The organism is Halorhodospira sp. 9622, assembly GCF_022228025.1.
In the GTDB taxonomy this organism is placed as follows: domain Bacteria; phylum Pseudomonadota; class Gammaproteobacteria; order Nitrococcales; family Halorhodospiraceae; genus Halorhodospira; species Halorhodospira halophila_A.
Window position 1 is genome coordinate 220144 of sequence record NZ_JAJNRE010000001.1, and the last position, 17034, is coordinate 237177.

Annotated in this window: 16 protein-coding genes; 1 reads left to right on the forward strand and 15 read right to left on the reverse strand. The window is 69.4% G+C overall.

Annotated elements, in window-relative coordinates; genetic code table 11:
* Positions 1-10: 10 nt before the first annotated feature.
* The 10 genes from LRG07_RS01020 to LRG07_RS01065 are packed head-to-tail and all read right to left on the reverse strand — an operon-like array spanning position 11 to position 10543.
* Positions 11-574 (reverse strand): CvpA family protein, encoded by a 564-nt coding sequence (locus LRG07_RS01020; RefSeq protein WP_201171555.1) that lies wholly within the window; start codon positions 572-574, stop codon positions 11-13.
* Complete coding sequence (locus tag LRG07_RS01025) at positions 571-1203, reverse strand: SPOR domain-containing protein (RefSeq protein WP_201171563.1); 633 nt, start codon at positions 1201-1203, stop codon at positions 571-573. Before LRG07_RS01025 ends, LRG07_RS01020 begins: the two co-directional genes overlap by 4 nt.
* Positions 1204-1206: 3 nt before the next feature.
* Positions 1207-2511, reverse strand: coding sequence for a folylpolyglutamate synthase/dihydrofolate synthase family protein (locus tag LRG07_RS01030; protein WP_238641583.1), 1305 nt, complete (start codon positions 2509-2511; stop codon positions 1207-1209).
* Complete coding sequence (gene accD / locus LRG07_RS01035; RefSeq protein ID WP_238633474.1) at positions 2508-3521, reverse strand: acetyl-CoA carboxylase, carboxyltransferase subunit beta; 1014 nt, start codon at positions 3519-3521, stop codon at positions 2508-2510. Before accD ends, LRG07_RS01030 begins: the two co-directional genes overlap by 4 nt.
* On the reverse strand, positions 3518-4339 hold the full coding sequence (gene trpA / locus LRG07_RS01040; RefSeq protein ID WP_201171578.1) for a tryptophan synthase subunit alpha: 822 nt from the start codon (positions 4337-4339) through the stop codon (positions 3518-3520). The genes accD and trpA overlap by 4 nt, the downstream gene beginning before the upstream one ends.
* On the reverse strand, positions 4336-5556 hold the full coding sequence (trpB, locus tag LRG07_RS01045) for a tryptophan synthase subunit beta (protein WP_201171580.1): 1221 nt from the start codon (positions 5554-5556) through the stop codon (positions 4336-4338). The genes trpA and trpB overlap by 4 nt, the downstream gene beginning before the upstream one ends.
* A complete protein-coding gene (locus LRG07_RS01050; RefSeq protein ID WP_201171582.1) occupies positions 5540-6163 on the reverse strand; it encodes a phosphoribosylanthranilate isomerase in 624 nt (207 codons plus the stop codon). The genes trpB and LRG07_RS01050 overlap by 17 nt, the downstream gene beginning before the upstream one ends.
* A gap of 60 nt (positions 6164-6223) precedes the next feature.
* Positions 6224-7024 (reverse strand): tRNA pseudouridine(38-40) synthase TruA, encoded by an 801-nt coding sequence (gene truA, locus LRG07_RS01055; RefSeq protein ID WP_238641584.1) that lies wholly within the window; start codon positions 7022-7024, stop codon positions 6224-6226.
* A gap of 11 nt (positions 7025-7035) precedes the next feature.
* The gene (locus LRG07_RS01060) at positions 7036-9498 is read right to left on the reverse strand and encodes a FimV/HubP family polar landmark protein (protein ID WP_238641585.1); all 2463 of its coding nucleotides are present in this window, start codon (positions 9496-9498) and stop codon (positions 7036-7038) included.
* Positions 9499-9520: 22 nt separating this feature from the next.
* Complete coding sequence (locus tag LRG07_RS01065) at positions 9521-10543, reverse strand: aspartate-semialdehyde dehydrogenase (RefSeq protein WP_201171593.1); 1023 nt, start codon at positions 10541-10543, stop codon at positions 9521-9523.
* Positions 10544-10722: 179 nt separating this feature from the next.
* On the opposite strand from LRG07_RS01065, the gene LRG07_RS01070 reads away from it, so the two are divergent.
* The gene (locus LRG07_RS01070; protein ID WP_238641586.1) at positions 10723-11340 is read left to right on the forward strand and encodes a hypothetical protein; all 618 of its coding nucleotides are present in this window, start codon (positions 10723-10725) and stop codon (positions 11338-11340) included.
* Between the two features lie 99 nt (positions 11341-11439).
* Here the strand turns inward: LRG07_RS01070 and leuB are convergent, their stop codons facing one another.
* From leuB to aroC, 5 genes are all read right to left on the reverse strand, one after another.
* Positions 11440-12510 (reverse strand): 3-isopropylmalate dehydrogenase, encoded by a 1071-nt coding sequence (leuB, locus tag LRG07_RS01075; RefSeq protein ID WP_238641587.1) that lies wholly within the window; start codon positions 12508-12510, stop codon positions 11440-11442.
* A gap of 22 nt (positions 12511-12532) precedes the next feature.
* Positions 12533-13180, reverse strand: coding sequence for a 3-isopropylmalate dehydratase small subunit (leuD, locus tag LRG07_RS01080; RefSeq protein WP_238636678.1), 648 nt, complete (start codon positions 13178-13180; stop codon positions 12533-12535).
* A gap of 45 nt (positions 13181-13225) precedes the next feature.
* The gene (gene leuC, locus LRG07_RS01085; protein ID WP_201171604.1) at positions 13226-14626 is read right to left on the reverse strand and encodes a 3-isopropylmalate dehydratase large subunit; all 1401 of its coding nucleotides are present in this window, start codon (positions 14624-14626) and stop codon (positions 13226-13228) included.
* A gap of 81 nt (positions 14627-14707) precedes the next feature.
* The gene (locus tag LRG07_RS01090; protein WP_201242101.1) at positions 14708-15877 is read right to left on the reverse strand and encodes an MFS transporter; all 1170 of its coding nucleotides are present in this window, start codon (positions 15875-15877) and stop codon (positions 14708-14710) included.
* Between the two features lie 4 nt (positions 15878-15881).
* The gene (gene aroC / locus LRG07_RS01095) at positions 15882-16985 is read right to left on the reverse strand and encodes a chorismate synthase (RefSeq protein ID WP_201171616.1); all 1104 of its coding nucleotides are present in this window, start codon (positions 16983-16985) and stop codon (positions 15882-15884) included.
* Positions 16986-17034 lie beyond the last annotated feature (49 nt).

Sequence of the window (17034 nt, forward strand, 5' to 3'; positions counted from 1 at the left end):
GCGGGCGGATTCACGGCCGCCGGCCGGCGCAGTATTCAGCCCAGTAATCCGGCAAGCCATCGAAGCCCTCCATTGCCTCGCCCTCAACAGGCGGCTGCCAATCAAAGTCTTCCAGCCAGGCGTCCAGGCCGGCTCGACAGATCCACGGCTTGATCCCCGGCAGCACGACGGACTCCTCCCAGGCCCGCTCCTGGGTCATCGGCGAGAACCCGAGCAGCAGCACCACCAGCGCCACCACCACCGCCCCGCGCGCAGCCCCGAACAGCACCCCTAGGAGCCGGTCGGTGCCGCCCAGACCGGTGCGCGTCACCAACGCCGACAGGGCGTTGTTGAGCAGCGCCCCGAGGATCAGTGTTCCCACGAAAAGCACCACGAAACCGGCACCCAGGCGGATCGTCGGCGATGCGATCCACTCCTCGAGCAGCAGCGCCACGGCCCCGGAGTAGCGCACCGCAACCCAGAAGGCGGCCACCCAGACCAGCACAGAGAGCACCTCGCGGACGAAACCGCGGATCAGGCTGATCCCCGCCGACAGGGCGATGACACCGAGAATGGCCAGGTCCAGCCAGTTCATCGCGTGACCACGTAGCCCTCGACCCCCGCCTCATCGACGGCGCGCTCGAGCAGCGCCTGCGCCTCGTCACGCTCCATGACCGGCCCGACACGGACGCGGTGGAAGCTTCCGTCCCCTTCGGCCGACTGGATATAGGCCGGTAGCCCCAGCTCGCGGATGCGATCGCGTTCGCGCTCGGCGTTGTCCGCCTCCCGGAAGCTGCCCACCTGGACGGAGTACGCCCCCTGGTCGCGGCTGACAATGGCGATACCGTCCACCTCGTCCACTACACCATTAACGTCGTCGTCTTCGCTCACGACGTCTTCGGCTTCGTCATCGGCGGCGGGCTCCCGCGCCTCGGGGTCGTCACGTCGGGTCTCGTCGTCGTCCCCGTCCCGCGGCGCCTCCGGCTCCTCGAACCCAACCGGCTCGTCGGTGCTGAAGTCCTCCGGCTCGTCCTCCAGGCCCTCGGGCGGCTGCTCGGCGAGTTCCTCCGGCTCCGGCTGCTCGTCGGGCCGCGGCGGCACCTCCACGGGGACGTCCACATCCTCGGCATCGTCGGAACCAGAGAAGATCATCGGCAGGAAGATCACGGCCAGGGCGACCAGGACCGCGGCGCCAACCAGCTGTCTTTTCGTGCTTGGATCCATCGCCTACCCCCAGCCTTTCTGCGCTTGTACGGCGGCCACAGTACGGAAGGAACCGAACACCACCACCCGGTCACCGGGGCGGGCCTGTTCTTCCAGTACGGCCAGGGTGGCCGCCACGTCGTCGCCGCAGTGGACCACCGGTTCCCCGGCTGCGGCAAGCTCACGGGCCAATTCATCGGCGTGACGCATATCCGGCTCGTCGAGCTGCGGCAGGTACCAGGCATCGATCCGGCCGCTCAGCGCATCAATCAGCGCGCCGGCGTCCTTGCGCGACGCCACGGCGAATACAGCCCGCGTCCACCCGGACGCCGCCCCGTCGTCGAGCACCCGGGCGAGTTCTTCCGCCCCATCGGCATTATGCGCGACATCCAACAGCCACTCCAGTGACCCGGTCCCGATCCGCTCCAGCCGTCCGGGGACGCGGATCCGGCCGAGGATGCGGGCAACGGCTTCCGGATCCGCACCGGTGCCCTCCGGCAGCTGAACCAGAGCGGCCAGGGCGGTGGCCACGTTACCGCGCGCCGCCCGCCCGGAGACCCCGGGCGCCGGCAGGCCGCACCAGTGGTGTCCGGCGCAGCGCCACCACCAGAGCCCGTCGTCCCCCTCCCCCCAGGTGAAGGCGTCCCCGGCCTCCACCAGTCCGGCACCGACCTCCAGGGCGATCCGACGCAGCGCCGCCGGCGCATCCGGCTGACCGATCACCGCCGGCCGGCCGGAGCGAAAGATGCCGGCCTTCTCCGCGGCGATCACCTCGAGGTCGTCACCCAGGAACTCGGCATGATCGCGGGCGATGCGGGTCACCACGGCGATATCGGCATCCACCGTGTTCACTGCGTCCAGCCGGCCGCCCAGGCCCACCTCTAGGATCCAGACCGCCGCGCCACTGCGCCCGAAGAGGTCGAAGGCTGCGAGGGTGGTGTGCTCGAAGTAGGTCAGGCTTACGCCCGCCTCGCTCCGGGCCTGCTCGACCCGACCCAGCGCCTCGATCAACGCGGCATCGCTGACCTCCGCGCCATCGATGCGCATGCGCTCGTTGAAGCGCTGGAAATGCGGCGAGGTGTAGAGTGCCGTGGCCACGCCAAGACCGTTCAGCACACCCTCGAGGGTCCGCGCCACGCTCCCCTTGCCGTTGGTCCCGCCGACGGTGATCACCCGCGCGGTGGGATCGAGGACACCAAGGCGCCGACCCACCGCGGCCACCCGCTCAAGGCCCAGGTCGATGGCCGTCGGGTGGGCCGCTTCCAGGCGTGCCAGCCAGCCATCGAGATCCGCCGGGGCTGCCGGCTGCGCCGTGCGGGCGTCGTTCATGCGTTGCGTGTGCCGCCCCCGTCCTCACCGGCGTCGGCCGGACCGTCACCCGCCTCGCCGGAGCCGTCTCCCTCGCTCGGCTCGCCGGCCTCGGTGCCCTGCGCCTCGGCAGCCGTCGGCTCGGACTCCACCGCCGGAGCGGGCGCCACCGAGACATCGCCGCCGAGCTTGCCCATCAGCGAGGCGATCTCGTCGCGCATCTCGCGCCGGTCGACGATCATGTCGATGGCGCCGTGCTCGAGCAGGAACTCGGCCCGCTGAAACCCCTCGGGCAGGGTCTCGCGCACGGTCTGCTCGATCACCCGGGGACCGGCGAAGCCGATCAACGCCCCAGGCTCGGCGATGATGACATCGCCCAGCGTGGCCAGGCTGGCCGAGACACCGCCCATGGTCGGATCGGTGAGCACGGAGATATACGGCACCCGGGCCTCGTTGAGCCGCGAAATGGCCGCCGAGGTCTTGGCCATCTGCATCAGCGAGAACAGCGCCTCCTGCATGCGCGCCCCGCCCGAGGCCGAGAAACAGACCAGCGGGATGTCGTGGGCCCGGGCCTCCTCGGCGGCACGGCAGAAGCGCTCACCAACGATGGTGCCCATGGACCCGCCCATGAACCCGAACTCGAACGCGCAGACGACGACGGGCCGCTGATGGACCGCACCGCGCATAGCCACCAGGGCGTCGTTCTCGCCGGTAGCCTTTTGGGCCTGGGTCAGCCGATCCCGGTAGCGCTTGCTGTCGCGAAAACGCAGGAAGTCCGAGGGCTGCAGTTCGGCGCCGATCTCCACGGCCTCGCAGGACTCGTCCAGGAACAGCCGCAGGCGCTGCCGCGCCGAGATCCGCATGTGTGCATCGCACTTCGGGCAGACCTCGAGGTTGCGCTCCAGATCCGGGCGGTAAAGGATGCCCTGACACGACTCGCACTTGGTCCACAGCCCCTCGGGGACGCTGCGGCTGCGCGGTCCGGCCTCAGTCCGGATGCGCCGCGGCATGAGTTTCTGAAACCAGCTCACGAATCACCCCCCGTCGTCGTCTCGTCCATCGCCCGGCGCAGGGCGCGGACGGCATCGCGCAGGCGCTCGGGCAGATCCGCCGCCGCGCCGTGTTCGCCGATCATGCGCACCAGCGCGCTGCCGACGATCACACCGTCGGCGCAGGGCGCCAGCGCCGCAGCGCTCTGCGGGTCGCGCACCCCGAACCCGACGGCCACCGGCAGATCAGTGACGCGGCGGATACCGGTGACCTGCTGCTCCACCAACCCGGCATCCAGGTCCGCCGCACCGGTGACCCCCTTGAGGGCGACCGCGTAGACGAACCCGCCGGCCACCGAGCAGACCCGCTCGAGGCGGGCGGCGCTGGTGTTGGGCGCCACTAGGTAGATGAGATCGAGGCCGTGGGCCTGCGCCTCGTCGGCCAGCTCTTCGGCCTCCTCCGGGGGCAGATCAACCGTCAGCAGCCCATCGACACCGGCGGCGGCGGCATCGCGCGCAAAGGCGCCGTAGCCGGCAGCCTCGAGGATATTGGCGTAACCCATGAAGACCACCGGCGTATCCGGATCGTCCTCGCGGAAACGGCGCACGACCTCGAACAGCCGCGCCGGCGTCGTCCCCGCCGCCAGTGCCCGGGCGCAGGCGGCCTGGATCACAGGGCCGTCGGCCATCGGATCGGAAAACGGGACGCCAACCTCGATGATGTCGGCGCCGCCGGCCACCAGGGCGTGCATCAGGCGCACGGTGTCGTCGGGCGACGGATCACCACCGGTGATGTACGGGATCAGGGCCGTTCGCCCGGCGGAGCGGCAAGTGCGGAAACGTTCAGCGATGCGGCTCACAGTTCGATGCCCTCCTGCGCCGCGACAGTGGCGATGTCCTTGTCACCCCGTCCGGAGAGATTGACCACCAGGGTGGCGTCCGGCCCGAGTTCCGCGGCCAGGCTTTCGGCGTAGGCGACCGCATGGGCGGTCTCCAGCGCCGGCAGGATGCCCTCGGTTCGGCTGAGCCGGTGGAACGCCGCGAGCGCCTCGGCATCGGTGACCGCGACGTACTCGGCGCGCCCGGTATCCTTCAGCCAGGCGTGCTCGGGGCCGACGCCGGGGTAGTCGAGGCCGGCCGAGATGGAGTGGGTGCCGATGATCTGCCCCTCGTCGGACTCCATCAGGTAGCTGCGCGCGCCGTGCAGCACCCCGGGCCGTCCGGCATTGAGCGGAGCGGCATGCCGACCGCTGGCCACGCCTTCGCCACCGGCCTCGACACCCACCAGCCGGACAGCGGCGTCGTCGAGGAACGGGTGAAAGATGCCCAGGGCATTGGAGCCGCCGCCGACGCACGCCACCACGGCATCGGGCAGACGGCCCTCGCGCTCCAGCATCTGCGCCCGGGTCTCGACGCCGATGACCCGCTGGAGATCACGCACCAGGGTCGGATAGGGGTGGGGGCCGGCGACGGTGCCGATGATGTAGAAGGTGTTGTCGACGTTCGCCACCCAGTCGCGCATCGCCTCGTTCATGGCGTCCTTGAGGGTGCGCGTACCGGCATCCACGGCGCGGACCTCCGCACCAAGCAGGCGCATCCGATAGACGTTGGCGGCCTGGCGCTGCACATCGTCGGCTCCCATGTAGACGACGCACTCCAGGCCCATTCGCGCGGCCACCGTCGCCGTGGCCACGCCGTGCTGGCCGGCCCCGGTCTCGGCAATGATCCGGGTCTTGCCCATGCGTGCGGCCAGCACCGCCTGGCCGACGGTGTTGTTGACCTTGTGCGCGCCGGTATGGGCCAGGTCCTCACGCTTGAAATAGATGCGCGCCCCGCCGGCGCTGGCGGTCAGCCGCTCGGCCAAATACAGCGGAGTCGGTCGGCCGACGAAATCGCGCAGCTCGCGGTCGAGTTCATCCTGAAAGGCCGGATCGCGACGCGCTTCCGCGTACGCCTCGGCCAGCTCCTCAAGCGGCCCCACCAGGGTCTCGGAGACGAACCGTCCCCCGAAACGGCCAAAGTGCCCGTCGTGCTCCCCGGCGGGATCGCCGCCGTACTGCTCAGGTCTCGTCGCCACGTTCCACCTCCGCGAGAAACCGGGCTATGCGCTCCCGGTCCTTGATCCCCGGCTCCGACTCGACGCCGCTGCTGACATCCACGGCGAAGGGGCGCACATTGCGCACCACCCCCGCCACATTCTCGGCGTTCAGGCCGCCGGCCACCGTAAGCCCCCGCACGCCGCCCGGGATCGTGTCGTGATCAAAGGACTCGCCCCGGCCACCCCGTTCGCCCAGGCGGTGGCTGTCGAACAGGAACCCGCTGGCATCGGGATAGGCCGCCACATAATCCTGAGGATCCACCCCGCCGCCCATGGGCACCGCCTTGACGTAACGGCGCTCGTAGAAGCGGCAGAGCTCAGGCGCCTCATCGCCGTGGAACTGCAGGGTATCAAGGTGCAGCCCCTCGAGCGCCACTTCCACCTGCCCCGGCTTGGGATCGACAAACAGGCCGACCACGGAGACAAAGGCCGGGACCGCGGCCACAATGGCGCGGGCCTCTTTCATATCCACCGCACGCGGGCTGGCATCGCAGAAGACCAGGCCGATGGCATCGGCCCCCAACTCCACGGCGGTCGCGGCATCTTCAGGGCGGGTGATTCCGCAGATCTTGACGCGCGTGCGCACGCTCGGCGTCCCCCTTCGGCGGCTCCAAGGAAAGCGCAAATGTTACCGCGTGGGCCGGCTTTACGCCAAAAACGGCCAGTGCCCTTCGGCGGGGAGTCCGTAATGCGGCGGGTAGACCACCCGGGTCAGGTAGAGCCCGGACGCCGGCGCCGTGATCCCGCTGCGGGTCCGGTCGCCCGCGGCCAGCAGATCGGCGGGCCAGTGCTCAGCCTGCTCGCCGGTTCCGACGGCCATCAGCGTCCCGGCGATGTTGCGCACCATGTGGTGCACGAAGGCGTTGGCCTCGATGTCGATGAACAGAAGCTCACCGTGGCGGTGCACATCGATCCGGTACACCTCGCGAACGGCGTGGGGTGCCTGGCAGGCGACGGCACGGAAGGCCGAGAAGTCTTGCTCACCGACCAGGGCCTGGGCGGCCCGGTGCATACGCCTCGCATCGAGCTCGCGGTGGGTCCACGCCACCCGGTGGCGCAACAGCGCCGGGCGGGCGCGGCGGCTCAGGAAGACGTAGCGGTAGCCACGGCGCTGGGCGCGGTAGCGGGCGTGGAAATCGGCGTCGACGGCGTGGGCCGAGCGCACGCTGACCGTCTCGGGCAGTTGCGCGTTGGTCCCTAGCACCCAGGCGTGCAACGGACGCGACGCCGTCGTATCGAAATGAACCACCTGCGCGGCGGCGTGCACCCCGGCATCGGTTCGCCCGGCGCAGACCACGGTCACAGGGTGATCCGCGATCCGCGACACCGCCCGCTCGAGGGCCTGCTGCACCGAGGGGGCGTGGTCCTGGCGCTGCCAGCCGCTGAAATTGGTGCCGTCATACTCCAGCACCAGCGCGATGCGTTGCTCGGTACACGCTCCCGCCAAGGCCGCCCCGCCTACTCGCCGCCGAGCTCAGCCAGGACCTGCCGGGCGCTCTCGCGCTGCGACTCGGTCCCCTCCTCCAGGACCTCCTCGAGCAGGCTGCGGGCCCCCGGCTCATCCCCCAGGTCGATGTAGGCCCGGGCCAGGTCGAGCTTGGTGTCGGCCTCATCCCCCTCACCGACCCCCAGGGACGGCTCCGGCTCAGCCTCCGGCTCGGCACCCTCGTCCGCCTGCAGGCCGAGCCCCTCCTCGGCGCCCTCGTCTTCCTCCTCGCTGAACAGGCTGTCGAGGTCCATTTCGTCGAGTTCATCGCCGCTGGCATCCGCACCGCCGAAGAGCTCATCGGCGACGTCCTGCGCGCCGGCACTCGATTCCGGCTCGCGGGCCATGGCCGGCTCAGGCTCCTCGGCGGGCTCGGCAGCTGCCGGCCCCCCGGCGGCCCCGGGCTCCGCCGGCTGCGGCTGCTCGTCAAAAGCCGCATCAAGACGGCGATCGAAGTCATCCTCGCCCTCGCCTTCGCCCGGCGCCTGCTTGCCGACTCCTTCGCCCTCGTCAGCGTCCAGACCCAGATCCAGGTCTTCCAGATCCGGCTTGGTATCCAGACCCTCCTCGACCTCGGGCGCCGGACTCTCCGGCGTACCGCCATCGGCTGCCGCCCCCCCAGGCGCCTGCGCTTCGCCCTCCGCCTCGTCGGCGTGCGCCTGGCTTGCTGCCGCGGCATCGGCGAACAGCGGACTATCCGGCACGAAGGCCACACCCAGTGCCACCGCTGCCTGCCAGGTCGGGTCGGCGTCGCTGCGGGTCCGGTCGTAGAGGTCCTGGGCCTGGCTGAGGAACGCCTCCCGATCGCCGAGACGGGAGTGCACCTCGAGCAACCGCAGGCGCAGATCGGTGCGTGCCGGTTCGCGGTGAATGCCGCGCTCGAGCACGTCCCGGGCCCGGCGCAGGTCGTCGTCCGCCAGGTACTCGTCGGCGAGTTCGAGGGCGTCGCGGCGTGCCCCGCTGTCGAAATCGAAATCGAGGTCGCCGCGATCGAGGCGCAGCCCCTCCCGGCTATCAGGCTCCGCCGAACGGCGCCGCCGGCGCAGCAACAGGCCGGCGACCACAGCGAGCGCCAGCAGGGTTCCTCCGGTGGCGATCAGCATCTGCCGCCGTGCCTCCTCGTCACGCCAGAGGTCGGCAGCGGTGACGTCGCCGTCGCCGGAGAGCCACTGCGCCCAGCCGACCTCATCTTCCGTCTCTTCCTCGCGCTCCGGCGCCTCCGGCTCAACCTCGACGGGCGCTGGCTCCGGCTCGTCCAGGGGGTCGAGGGGCTCGTCCACCTCGGGCAGCGGGACGATCGGCGTCGGCTCGGCATCCGGCGGCGGCAGCACCCCTTCCATGTCCAGGTCCACCAGCCGCTCGAGCGCCGCCACCCGCTCGCTCAGATCCTCAACCTGCGCCCGGAGGCTGTCACGTTCCGAACGCAGGCTCGCCCGCTCCTCCCGCAGGGCCGCCAGTGCCCCCTGCAACCGGCGTACGTTGGCCTCAGAGGCCTCCAGCTCGGTATCAAGCAGCGAGAGCACCTCTTCGGTGCCTTCCTCATCGCCCAGGGCCAGGATGCGCAGACGGGCCTCCTCGGCTGTCGGCGCCTCTTCCTCCCCAACGGGCGCGTCGGGGTCCGCCAGGTCAGGGATAGGCACCGACTCGTCGAGCTCCTCCACCGCTGCGCGTCGCTCGGCTGGCGGCACCCAGCTGGCCAGGTGCTCCTCGTAGATCGCCTGGGCCTCGCCGGCAGAAAGCTGCTCGATCTGCTCGCGGCTGGGCAGCTTCAGCCACCACCCACTGAGCAGGTCGTTGACGTTGTCGTCAGAGAAGGCGCGGGGATTGAGCCGCTGGATGGCCAGCATGGTCTGCGCGACCGTCACCGAGTCATCGGGGCGGTGCTCCGACGCGATCCGCCACAGGGTATCCCCCTCCTCCACCGGCCCATAGGCGGTGGATCGGCGCTCGCGCTCACCGTCGCGGGTCACCTCCTCAAACGGCTCGCCCTCGCGGGCCAGTGGCTGCCCCTGTGCCGGGGCATCGTCGTCGGCGGTGGTCGGCCGCTCGAGGAGCAGGGTGTACTCGCGGACCAGGTCGCCCTCGGGCCAGCTGACCTGGACCAGGAAATCAAGCAGGGGCTCATCGATGGGCTGCTGGCTGGTGACGGCGATGTACGGGGCATCCTCGCCCGACTCGATCAGCTCGAAGTCGAGCAGCGACAGCTCGGGCGCACGCTCGATCCCGGCGCGATCGAAGATCCGCCCCGGGGCCAGGCCGACATCGAGCCGCGCCAACTCGTCGGAACCGAGATCCCGCACAGGGATGCGCGCCGAAACCGGCTCGCCGGCCTCGGAGCGGCCCTCGATGGTACCGAGGCTGACCTCCACCGCGGCCGCCACCGAGACCAGTGACAGACCTGCCAGGCCGGCGAGGCCGTGAATCGCCTTGCGCACGGGCTCGCCCCTCCGTCCGCCGTCAGATGTATTCGCCAATCAGCAGCTCCGCGATCTGCACGCTGTTCAGCGCTGCTCCCTTGCGGACGTTATCGGCCACCACCCACAGATCGAGACCCCGCTCGTGGCTGATGTCCTCGCGGATGCGTCCGACGTAGACTGGATCGCGCCCCGCGGCCTCGGTCAGTGCCGTCGGATAGCCGCCACCGGCGCGCTCGTCCAAGACCTCGATGCCCGGAGCGCCGGAGAGCACCTGCCGGGCACGCTCGGCGGTGATGCGCTCGCGGGTCTCGATGTGCACAGCCTCGGAGTGGCCGTAGACCACCGGCACCCGCACCGTGGTCGGGTTCACCCGCACGGAGGAGTCCTCGAAGATCTTGATGGTCTCCCAGACCATCTTCATCTCCTCCTTGGTGTAGCCGTTGTCCTGGAAGTCGTCGATGTGCGGCAGGCAGTTGAAGGCGATCGGCTTGGGATACTCGGCACACTGCGGCTCGGCGCCGTCGAGGATCGCCCGACTCTGGGTGTGGAGTTCGTCGATGGCCGGCTTGCCACTGCCGGAGACCGCCTGGTAGGTGGCCACGTTGATCCGCTCGATGCCCACGGCGTCATGGATCGGCTTGAGCGCCACCAGCATCTGGATGGTGGAACAGTTGGGGTTGGCGATGATCCCCCGCTTCTTGTAGCCAGCCACCGCGTGAGGGTTCACCTCGGGGATGATCAGCGGGATATCGTCGTCATAGCGGAAGTGGGAGGTGTTGTCGATGACCACCGCACCGGCCTCCGCCGCCCGCGGCGCATGCTCGGCGGAGATGGAGCCCCCGGCGGAGAAGAGCGCGATCTGCACCTGCGAGAAATCGAACTCGGCCAGATCCTGGATCACCAGCTCCTGCCCGGCAAAGGTCACCGTGTTCCCCGCCGAGCGCGCGCTGGCCAGCGGGTAGATCCTGCGCGCGGGGAAGCCGCGCTCGGCCAGGATGGAGAGCATCACCTCTCCCACGGCGCCGGTGGCACCAACGACGGCGACGTCGTACTGCTTGCTCATGGATCCTTAGCCCCTGTCTGGACGTTTTCCTGTCCGGAGTCTAACGCCTCGCGGCAGCGCGGGGCCAGCGCGACCCGCCGCCTCGGGCCGCCCCAGCAATCCGCGGACTGGCACGCCGGCAGGTACCTGCTAGATTGTCTGCAGTTCCCCCCAACCCGTGAAACCAAGGAGCGGCACCCATGCACAGAGGCATTCTCTATACGGCCGCCAGTGGCCTGGTCGCCGGTGGTTTGATCGGCGGGCAGGCGTTTGCGCAGCTGCCGGCCCAGGACTTCAGCTACGACTACGCCGAGGGCGGCGTTGTCTTTACTGAGCTGGACGACGCGGATCAGGACCTTGTCGGCCCGCGGCTGATCGGCTCGCTGAGCCTGACCGACGACATCTTCCTGCGCGGCGAGGCCAGCTACCTCACCGACGACATCGACATCACCACGCTCTCGCTGGGCCCGGGCTACCGCCTGGCCGTCACGCCGGGCATCGACCTCTACGGCGTCGCCGCCCTGGTCTACCGTGATGTCGACTTCGATGTCGGTGGCAGTGAGAGCGAGACCGGCTACGAGCTGACTGCCGGCATCCGCCACGGCTGCATGTTCCTCGACGGCCTGCAGTACGCCTGGGAGATCCGCTACCTGAACGTGGACACCGATGACTTCGACGACGACGGCATCGTCAACTTGGCGGCCAAGTTCACCTACGCGCTGACCCCGCAGTGGGACGCCGTGGGCGATCTGCAGATCAACGACGCCGGCGACGAGAACGACCTGGGCCTGGCCCTCGGGGCCCGCTTCAACTTCTAACGCCTCCCCGGGACGCGCGGAGGCACCCACGCAAAGGGGCCGCACCTTGTCGGGTGCGGCCCCTCTGTCGCGGATGGTCGCTGCGGGCTGTAGCTGGAGCTACAGCCGCTGCGCCACCGCCTCGCCCATTTCGCGCGTGCCCACCGGCCGCGTGCCGCCCTGCAGGTCCGGGGTGCGCAGCCCTTCCTCGAGCACCGCCCCCACGGCGGCCTCGACCCGGTCGGCAGCCTCGCCGGCACCCAGGCTATAGCGCAGCATCATCGCCACCGACAGGATCGTGGCCAGCGGATTGGCCTTGTCCTGCCCGGCGATGTCCGGCGCTGAGCCGTGCACCGGCTCGTAGAGCCCCTTGCCGTGCTCATCCAGCGAGGCCGAGGGCAGCATGCCGATGGAGCCGGTCAACTGGGCGGCGCAGTCCGAGAGGATGTCGCCGAAGAGGTTGCCGGTGACCACCACGTCGAACTGCTTCGGCGCGCGCACCAGCTGCATCGCGGCGTTGTCTACATACATATGGGAGAGCTCCACCGCCGGATAGTCAGCGGCCACCCGCTCGGCGACCTCCCGCCAGAGCTCCGAGCTCTCCAACACGTTCGCCTTGTCCACCGAGCAGACCCGCCCCTGGCGCTGCTGCGCCGCCTCGAAGGCCAGGCGCATGATCCGCTCGATCTCCGACTCGCTGTAGACCTCGGTGTTGTACCCCTGGCGCTCGCCGTTCTCCAGCGTGCGGATCCCCCGGGGCTGGCCGAAGTAGATGCCGCCGGTGAGCTCGCGGACGATGAGGATGTCCAGCCCCGCCACGACCTCCTCGCGCAGCGCCGAGGCCCCGGCCAGCTGCGGGTAGAGGATGGCCGGGCGCAGATTGCCGAACAGCCCCAGCTCCGAGCGGATCGCCAGCAGACCACGCTCCGGGCGCACCTCCCGGGGCAGCGCGTCGTACTGCGGGCCGCCGACCGCGCCGAGCAGCACCGCGTCGGCCGCCCGCGCCAGGCGCAGGGTCTCCTCGGGCAGGGGCTGCCCCGCCGCGTCGTAGCCGGCGCCGCCGATGGGCGCCGTCTCCATCTCGCAGCCAAGCCCGTGGCGCTCGTTCAGGGCCTCCAGCACGCGCCGGGCCTCCGCGGTGATCTCGGGGCCGATACCGTCGCCGGGAAGCAGCAGGATCTTGTGGGACATAGGTTCTATTCAGGTTCCAGGTTCAGGGTTCGGGGAAGAGCCAGGGGGCTTCCTGCTTGCGCCGCTGCTCGTAGGCCTGGATCGCCTCGCTCTGCTCCTCCAGGGTGACGCCGATCTCATCGAGCCCCTCGAGCAGCATGCGCTTGCGGAACGGATCCACCTCGAAGCCGAAGCGCTCGCCATCCGGGGTCAGGACCTGCTGCTCGAAAAGATCGATGGTCAGCTGGTACCCCTCGGTGGCGTAAACCGCCTGGAAGAGCCGGTCCACCACCCCCTCCTCCAGCACCACCGGCAGCAGGCCGTTCTTGAAGCAGTTGCTGTAGAAGATATCGGCGAAGCTTGGCGCCACAATCGCCCGGAAGCCGTAGTCCTTGAGCGCCCAGGGGGCGTGTTCCCGGGATGAGCCGCAGCCGAAGTTGTCCCGGGTGAGCAGCACGCTGGCCCCCTGATAACGCTCCTGGTTGAGGACGAAATCGGGGTTGCGCGGCCGGTTCGCACAGTCCATCCCCGGCTCGCCGCGGTCGAGGTACCGCCACTCGTCAAAGAGGTACGGACCGAACCCGGTGCGCTTGACCGACTTGAGGAACTGCTTGGGGATGATGGCGTCCGTGTCCACGTTGGAGCGATCCAACGGCGCCACCAGACCGGTGTGTCGAGTGAAAGGTTCCATGGGCGTTTCCAGTCGTTGGATGAAGGGCCGGAGACGTGTCAGCGACTACTCTCGGATATCCACGAAGTGGCCGTGAATGGCTGCGGCGGCGACCATCGCCGGGCTGGCCAGATGGGTGCGTCCCCCCTGTCCCTGCCGGCCCTCGAAATTGCGGTTCGAGGTGGAGGCACAGCGCTCGCCGGGCTCCAGGCGATCAGGATTCATGCCCAGGCACATGGAGCACCCCGGCTCCCGCCATTCGAAACCGGCCTCGAGGAAGACCCGGTCCAGCCCCTCGGCCTCGGCCTGCTGCTTGACCACCCCGGAGCCCGGCACCACCAGGGCCTGGCGAATGTTCTCCGCCACCCGGCGGCCACGGACCACCTCGGCGGCTTCGCGCAGATCCTCGATCCGGGCGTTGGTGCAGGAACCGATGAAGATCTTGTCCATGGGGATGTCAGTCAGGGCGATCCCCGGCTCCAGGCCCATGTACTCCAGTGCCCGGGTCATTGCCCGGGCACGGACCGCATCGGACTCCTCGGCCGGGTCGGGCACGTGCCGGTTCACCGAGGCGACCATCTCCGGCGAGGTCCCCCAGGTCACCTGGGGCTCGATCTCGTCGGCGTGCATCTCCACCACCCGGTCGAACTCGGCGTCCGGATCCGAGACCAGGTTGCGCCAGCTGGCCACGGCCTGCTCCCACCGCTCGCCCTCCGGGGCGTTGGGCCGGCCACGGACGTAATCGATGGTGGTGTCGTCCACGGCCACCATGCCGGTGCGTGCCCCGGCCTCGATGGACATGTTGCAGATGGTCATCCGCCCCTCCATGGAGAGGTTGCGGATGGCTTCACCGCCGTACTCCAGGGCGTAGCCGGTGCCGCCGGCAGTGCCGATACGACCGATGATCGCCAGGATGATGTCCTTGGCCGTGACCCCGCGCCCCAGCTGCCCGTCGATGCGGATGAGCATGGTCCGGGCCTTTTTCTGGACCAGGGTCTGAGTGGCCAGAACGTGCTCCACCTCGCTGGTCCCCACGCCGAAGGCCAGGGCACCGAGCGCCCCATGGGTGGAGGTGTGGGAGTCGCCACAGACCAGCGTCATGCCCGGCAGGGTGGTGCCCTGCTCGGGACCGACGACGTGGACAATCCCCTGACGCGGGTCGTGGATGCCGAACTCGGTGACCCGGAAGTCGGCACAGTTGCGGTCCAGCGTCTCGATCTGAACACGCGAGACCGGATCCTCCACCGGCTGGCTGCGATCGGTGGTGGGAACATTGTGATCGGTCACGGCAAGATTGGACGCCACGCTCCAGGGCTGGCGCCCGGCCAGGCGGAGACCCTCAAACGCCTGCGGCGAGGTCACCTCGTGCAGGAGCTGACGATCGATGTAGAGCAGCGCCGAGCCGTCGTCGTACTCGGTGACCACATGGCTATCCCAGAGCTTGTCGTAGAGGGTCTTCCCGGTCATTGGCCTGTTCTATCAATTGACTTCAAAACATTCACCGTACAATTATATCGGACCGACCCCCTTCGGGGGAAATGCCTCCCCTCAGGCCCGCTGCCCGCGCAGGCTCCAAGCCGCCAGGATCGCCGCCAGGAAAGCCACCGCGCTGGCGGCCAGGAAGGTCTGCCCACCGAAGACATCCCAGGCCATGCCCGAGAGCAGCGACCCCAGCGCGACGCCGGCGCCGAAGGTCAGGCTGGAGTAGAGCGCCTGCCCGCGCCCCTGCGCGGCGCCGGTGAAAAAACGGTTGACCACGTCAATGGCCACCGCGTGGTAGATCCCAAAGCTGGCGGCGTGGAAGGTCTGACTCAGGGCCACCAGCCAGGCCGAGTCCACCCAGGCGGCGACCATCAGCCACCGCAGCCCGCCCAGCGTCAGCGCCAGTGTCAGCAAAGTGCGGGCCCCGAAACGGGGTAGTAGCCGATGCATGACCAGGAAGATGACGATCTCGGCCACCACGCCCCAGGCCCATAGGGCCCCGATCAGCCCGCCGCTGTAGCCGTGGTCCTCCAGGTAGATGCTGAAAAAACCGTAGAACGGCCCGTGGCCCATCTGGTTGAGGAAACAGGCCAGAAAGAACCCGATCACCGCCGGCCGGCGCAGGGTCTCCCAGAAACCGTCACCATCGGCACGGCGCATGGCGCGCCCCGCCTCCGGCGCGATCAGGCTGGAGATGGCCAGCCCGCCGAAGATCAGCAGCACCACGTAGGGCAGCGCGTCGAACCCGGCCCGGTCGAGCATCTCCCCGATGCCCATCACCGACAGGATGAACCCCACCGAGCCCCAAAGCCGGATACGCCCGTATCGGTGCTCCTGCCCACGCAGGTGGTTGAAGGTATTGGCCTCGTACTGGGGCAGCGCGGCGTTCCAGAAAAAGCCGAACAGGGCCATCACCAGGGCCACCGCCCCGTAGGTCTCGGCGATGAGGATGGCGGAGAAGGCCAGGAAAGCCACCACCGAGGCGGCACGCACCACAGCCATGCGCCGGTCGAGCCGATCGGCCAGAGCCCCCCAGACGTTGGGCGCGATGATCTTGGTGGCGTGCAGGATGGCCAGCAGCTGACCGATCTCCGCCGAAGAGAACCCCTCGGCGCGCAGATACGGCCCCCAGTAGGGCATCAGCGCCCCGAGGGCGGCGAAGAAGAACAGGTAGAAGCCGGAGAGCCGCCAGTAAGGCAGCGGCGTCTGCGCCCCGCCCGGAGCCCCGACGCTCAACGGGTCACTCCCGGTCGCGGGCGGGCAGCACCGGGGTCCCGGACTCGACGTCGGCGTTCTGTGCCCGATGCCGCAGCCAGTGATCCATCACTACCAGCGCCGCCATGGCCTCGGCAATGGGCACGGCACGGATCCCGACGCAGGGATCGTGGCGTCCTTTGGTCACCACCGAGACCGGCTGGCCGTGGACGTCCACCGAGCGTCCCGGAATGAGCATGCTCGAGGTGGGCTTGAGCGCAGCCCGCACCACCAGATCCTGCCCGCTGGAGATACCACCGAGCACTCCGCCGGACTGGTTGCCGGCGAACCCGTCCGGAGTCAGTTCATCGCGATGGGCGCTACCCCGCTGCCCGGCGGCGGCCATACCCGCGCCGACCTCCACCCCCTTGACGGCGTTAATGGACATCAGCGCCTTGGCCAGATCGGCATCGAGCCGGTCGAAGACCGGCTCGCCGAGCCCCGGCGGCATATGGCGGACCTCGACCTCCACCGCCGCACCCACCGAGTCGCCGGCCTTGCGAACCTCGTGGATCAGCGCCTCGAGCTCCGGAATGCGCGCCGGATCAGCGCAGAAGAAATCGTTGCTGTCGACGGCGGACCAGTCTTCGGCCCCAAGTTCGATCTCGCCCATCTGCGCCAGCCGTCCACGGATTTCGATACCGAGACGCTGGGCGAGATAGCGGCGGGCGATGGCCCCGGCTGCCACCCGGACGGCCGTCTCCCGGGCCGAGGAGCGCCCGCCGCCACGATAGTCACGGATGCCGTACTTTTGCTGATAGGTGTAGTCGGCGTGCCCGGGCCGGAAGCGCTCGGCGATCTCCGAGTAATCCTTGGAGCGCTGATCGGTGTTTTCGATGAGCAGCCCGATGGACGTCCCGGTGGTCACCCCCTCGAAGACCCCGGAGAGGATCCGCACCTGATCGCTCTCGCGGCGCTGCGTGGTGTGCTTGGAGCGCCCGGGCCGGCGCCGGTCGAGTTCGACCTGCAGATCCGTCTCGGTAAGGGCGAGCCCCGGCGGGCAGCCATCCACGACGCCGCCAAGCGCCGGGCCGTGGCTCTCGCCGAAGGTCGTAACCGTGAACAGGGTGCCGAAGGTATTCCCAGACATAGGTCACCGATTGTAGCACTGCAGACCTGTGGGCGGGCCTGGTCGGGTG

Coding starts and splice junctions, on each gene's coding strand:
- LRG07_RS01020 (WP_201171555.1), bottom strand. CDS start 574: ATGAACTGGCTGGACCTGGCCATTCTCGGTGTCATCGCCCTGTCGGCG.
- LRG07_RS01025 (WP_201171563.1), bottom strand. CDS start 1,203: ATGGATCCAAGCACGAAAAGACAGCTGGTTGGCGCCGCGGTCCTGGTC.
- LRG07_RS01030 (WP_238641583.1), bottom strand. CDS start 2,511: ATGAACGACGCCCGCACGGCGCAGCCGGCAGCCCCGGCGGATCTCGAT.
- LRG07_RS01065 (WP_201171593.1), bottom strand. CDS start 10,543: ATGAGCAAGCAGTACGACGTCGCCGTCGTTGGTGCCACCGGCGCCGTG.
- LRG07_RS01070 (WP_238641586.1), top strand. CDS start 10,723: ATGCACAGAGGCATTCTCTATACGGCCGCCAGTGGCCTGGTCGCCGGT.
- leuB (WP_238641587.1), bottom strand. CDS start 12,510: ATGTCCCACAAGATCCTGCTGCTTCCCGGCGACGGTATCGGCCCCGAG.
- leuD (WP_238636678.1), bottom strand. CDS start 13,180: ATGGAACCTTTCACTCGACACACCGGTCTGGTGGCGCCGTTGGATCGC.
- leuC (WP_201171604.1), bottom strand. CDS start 14,626: ATGACCGGGAAGACCCTCTACGACAAGCTCTGGGATAGCCATGTGGTC.
- aroC (WP_201171616.1), bottom strand. CDS start 16,985: ATGTCTGGGAATACCTTCGGCACCCTGTTCACGGTTACGACCTTCGGC.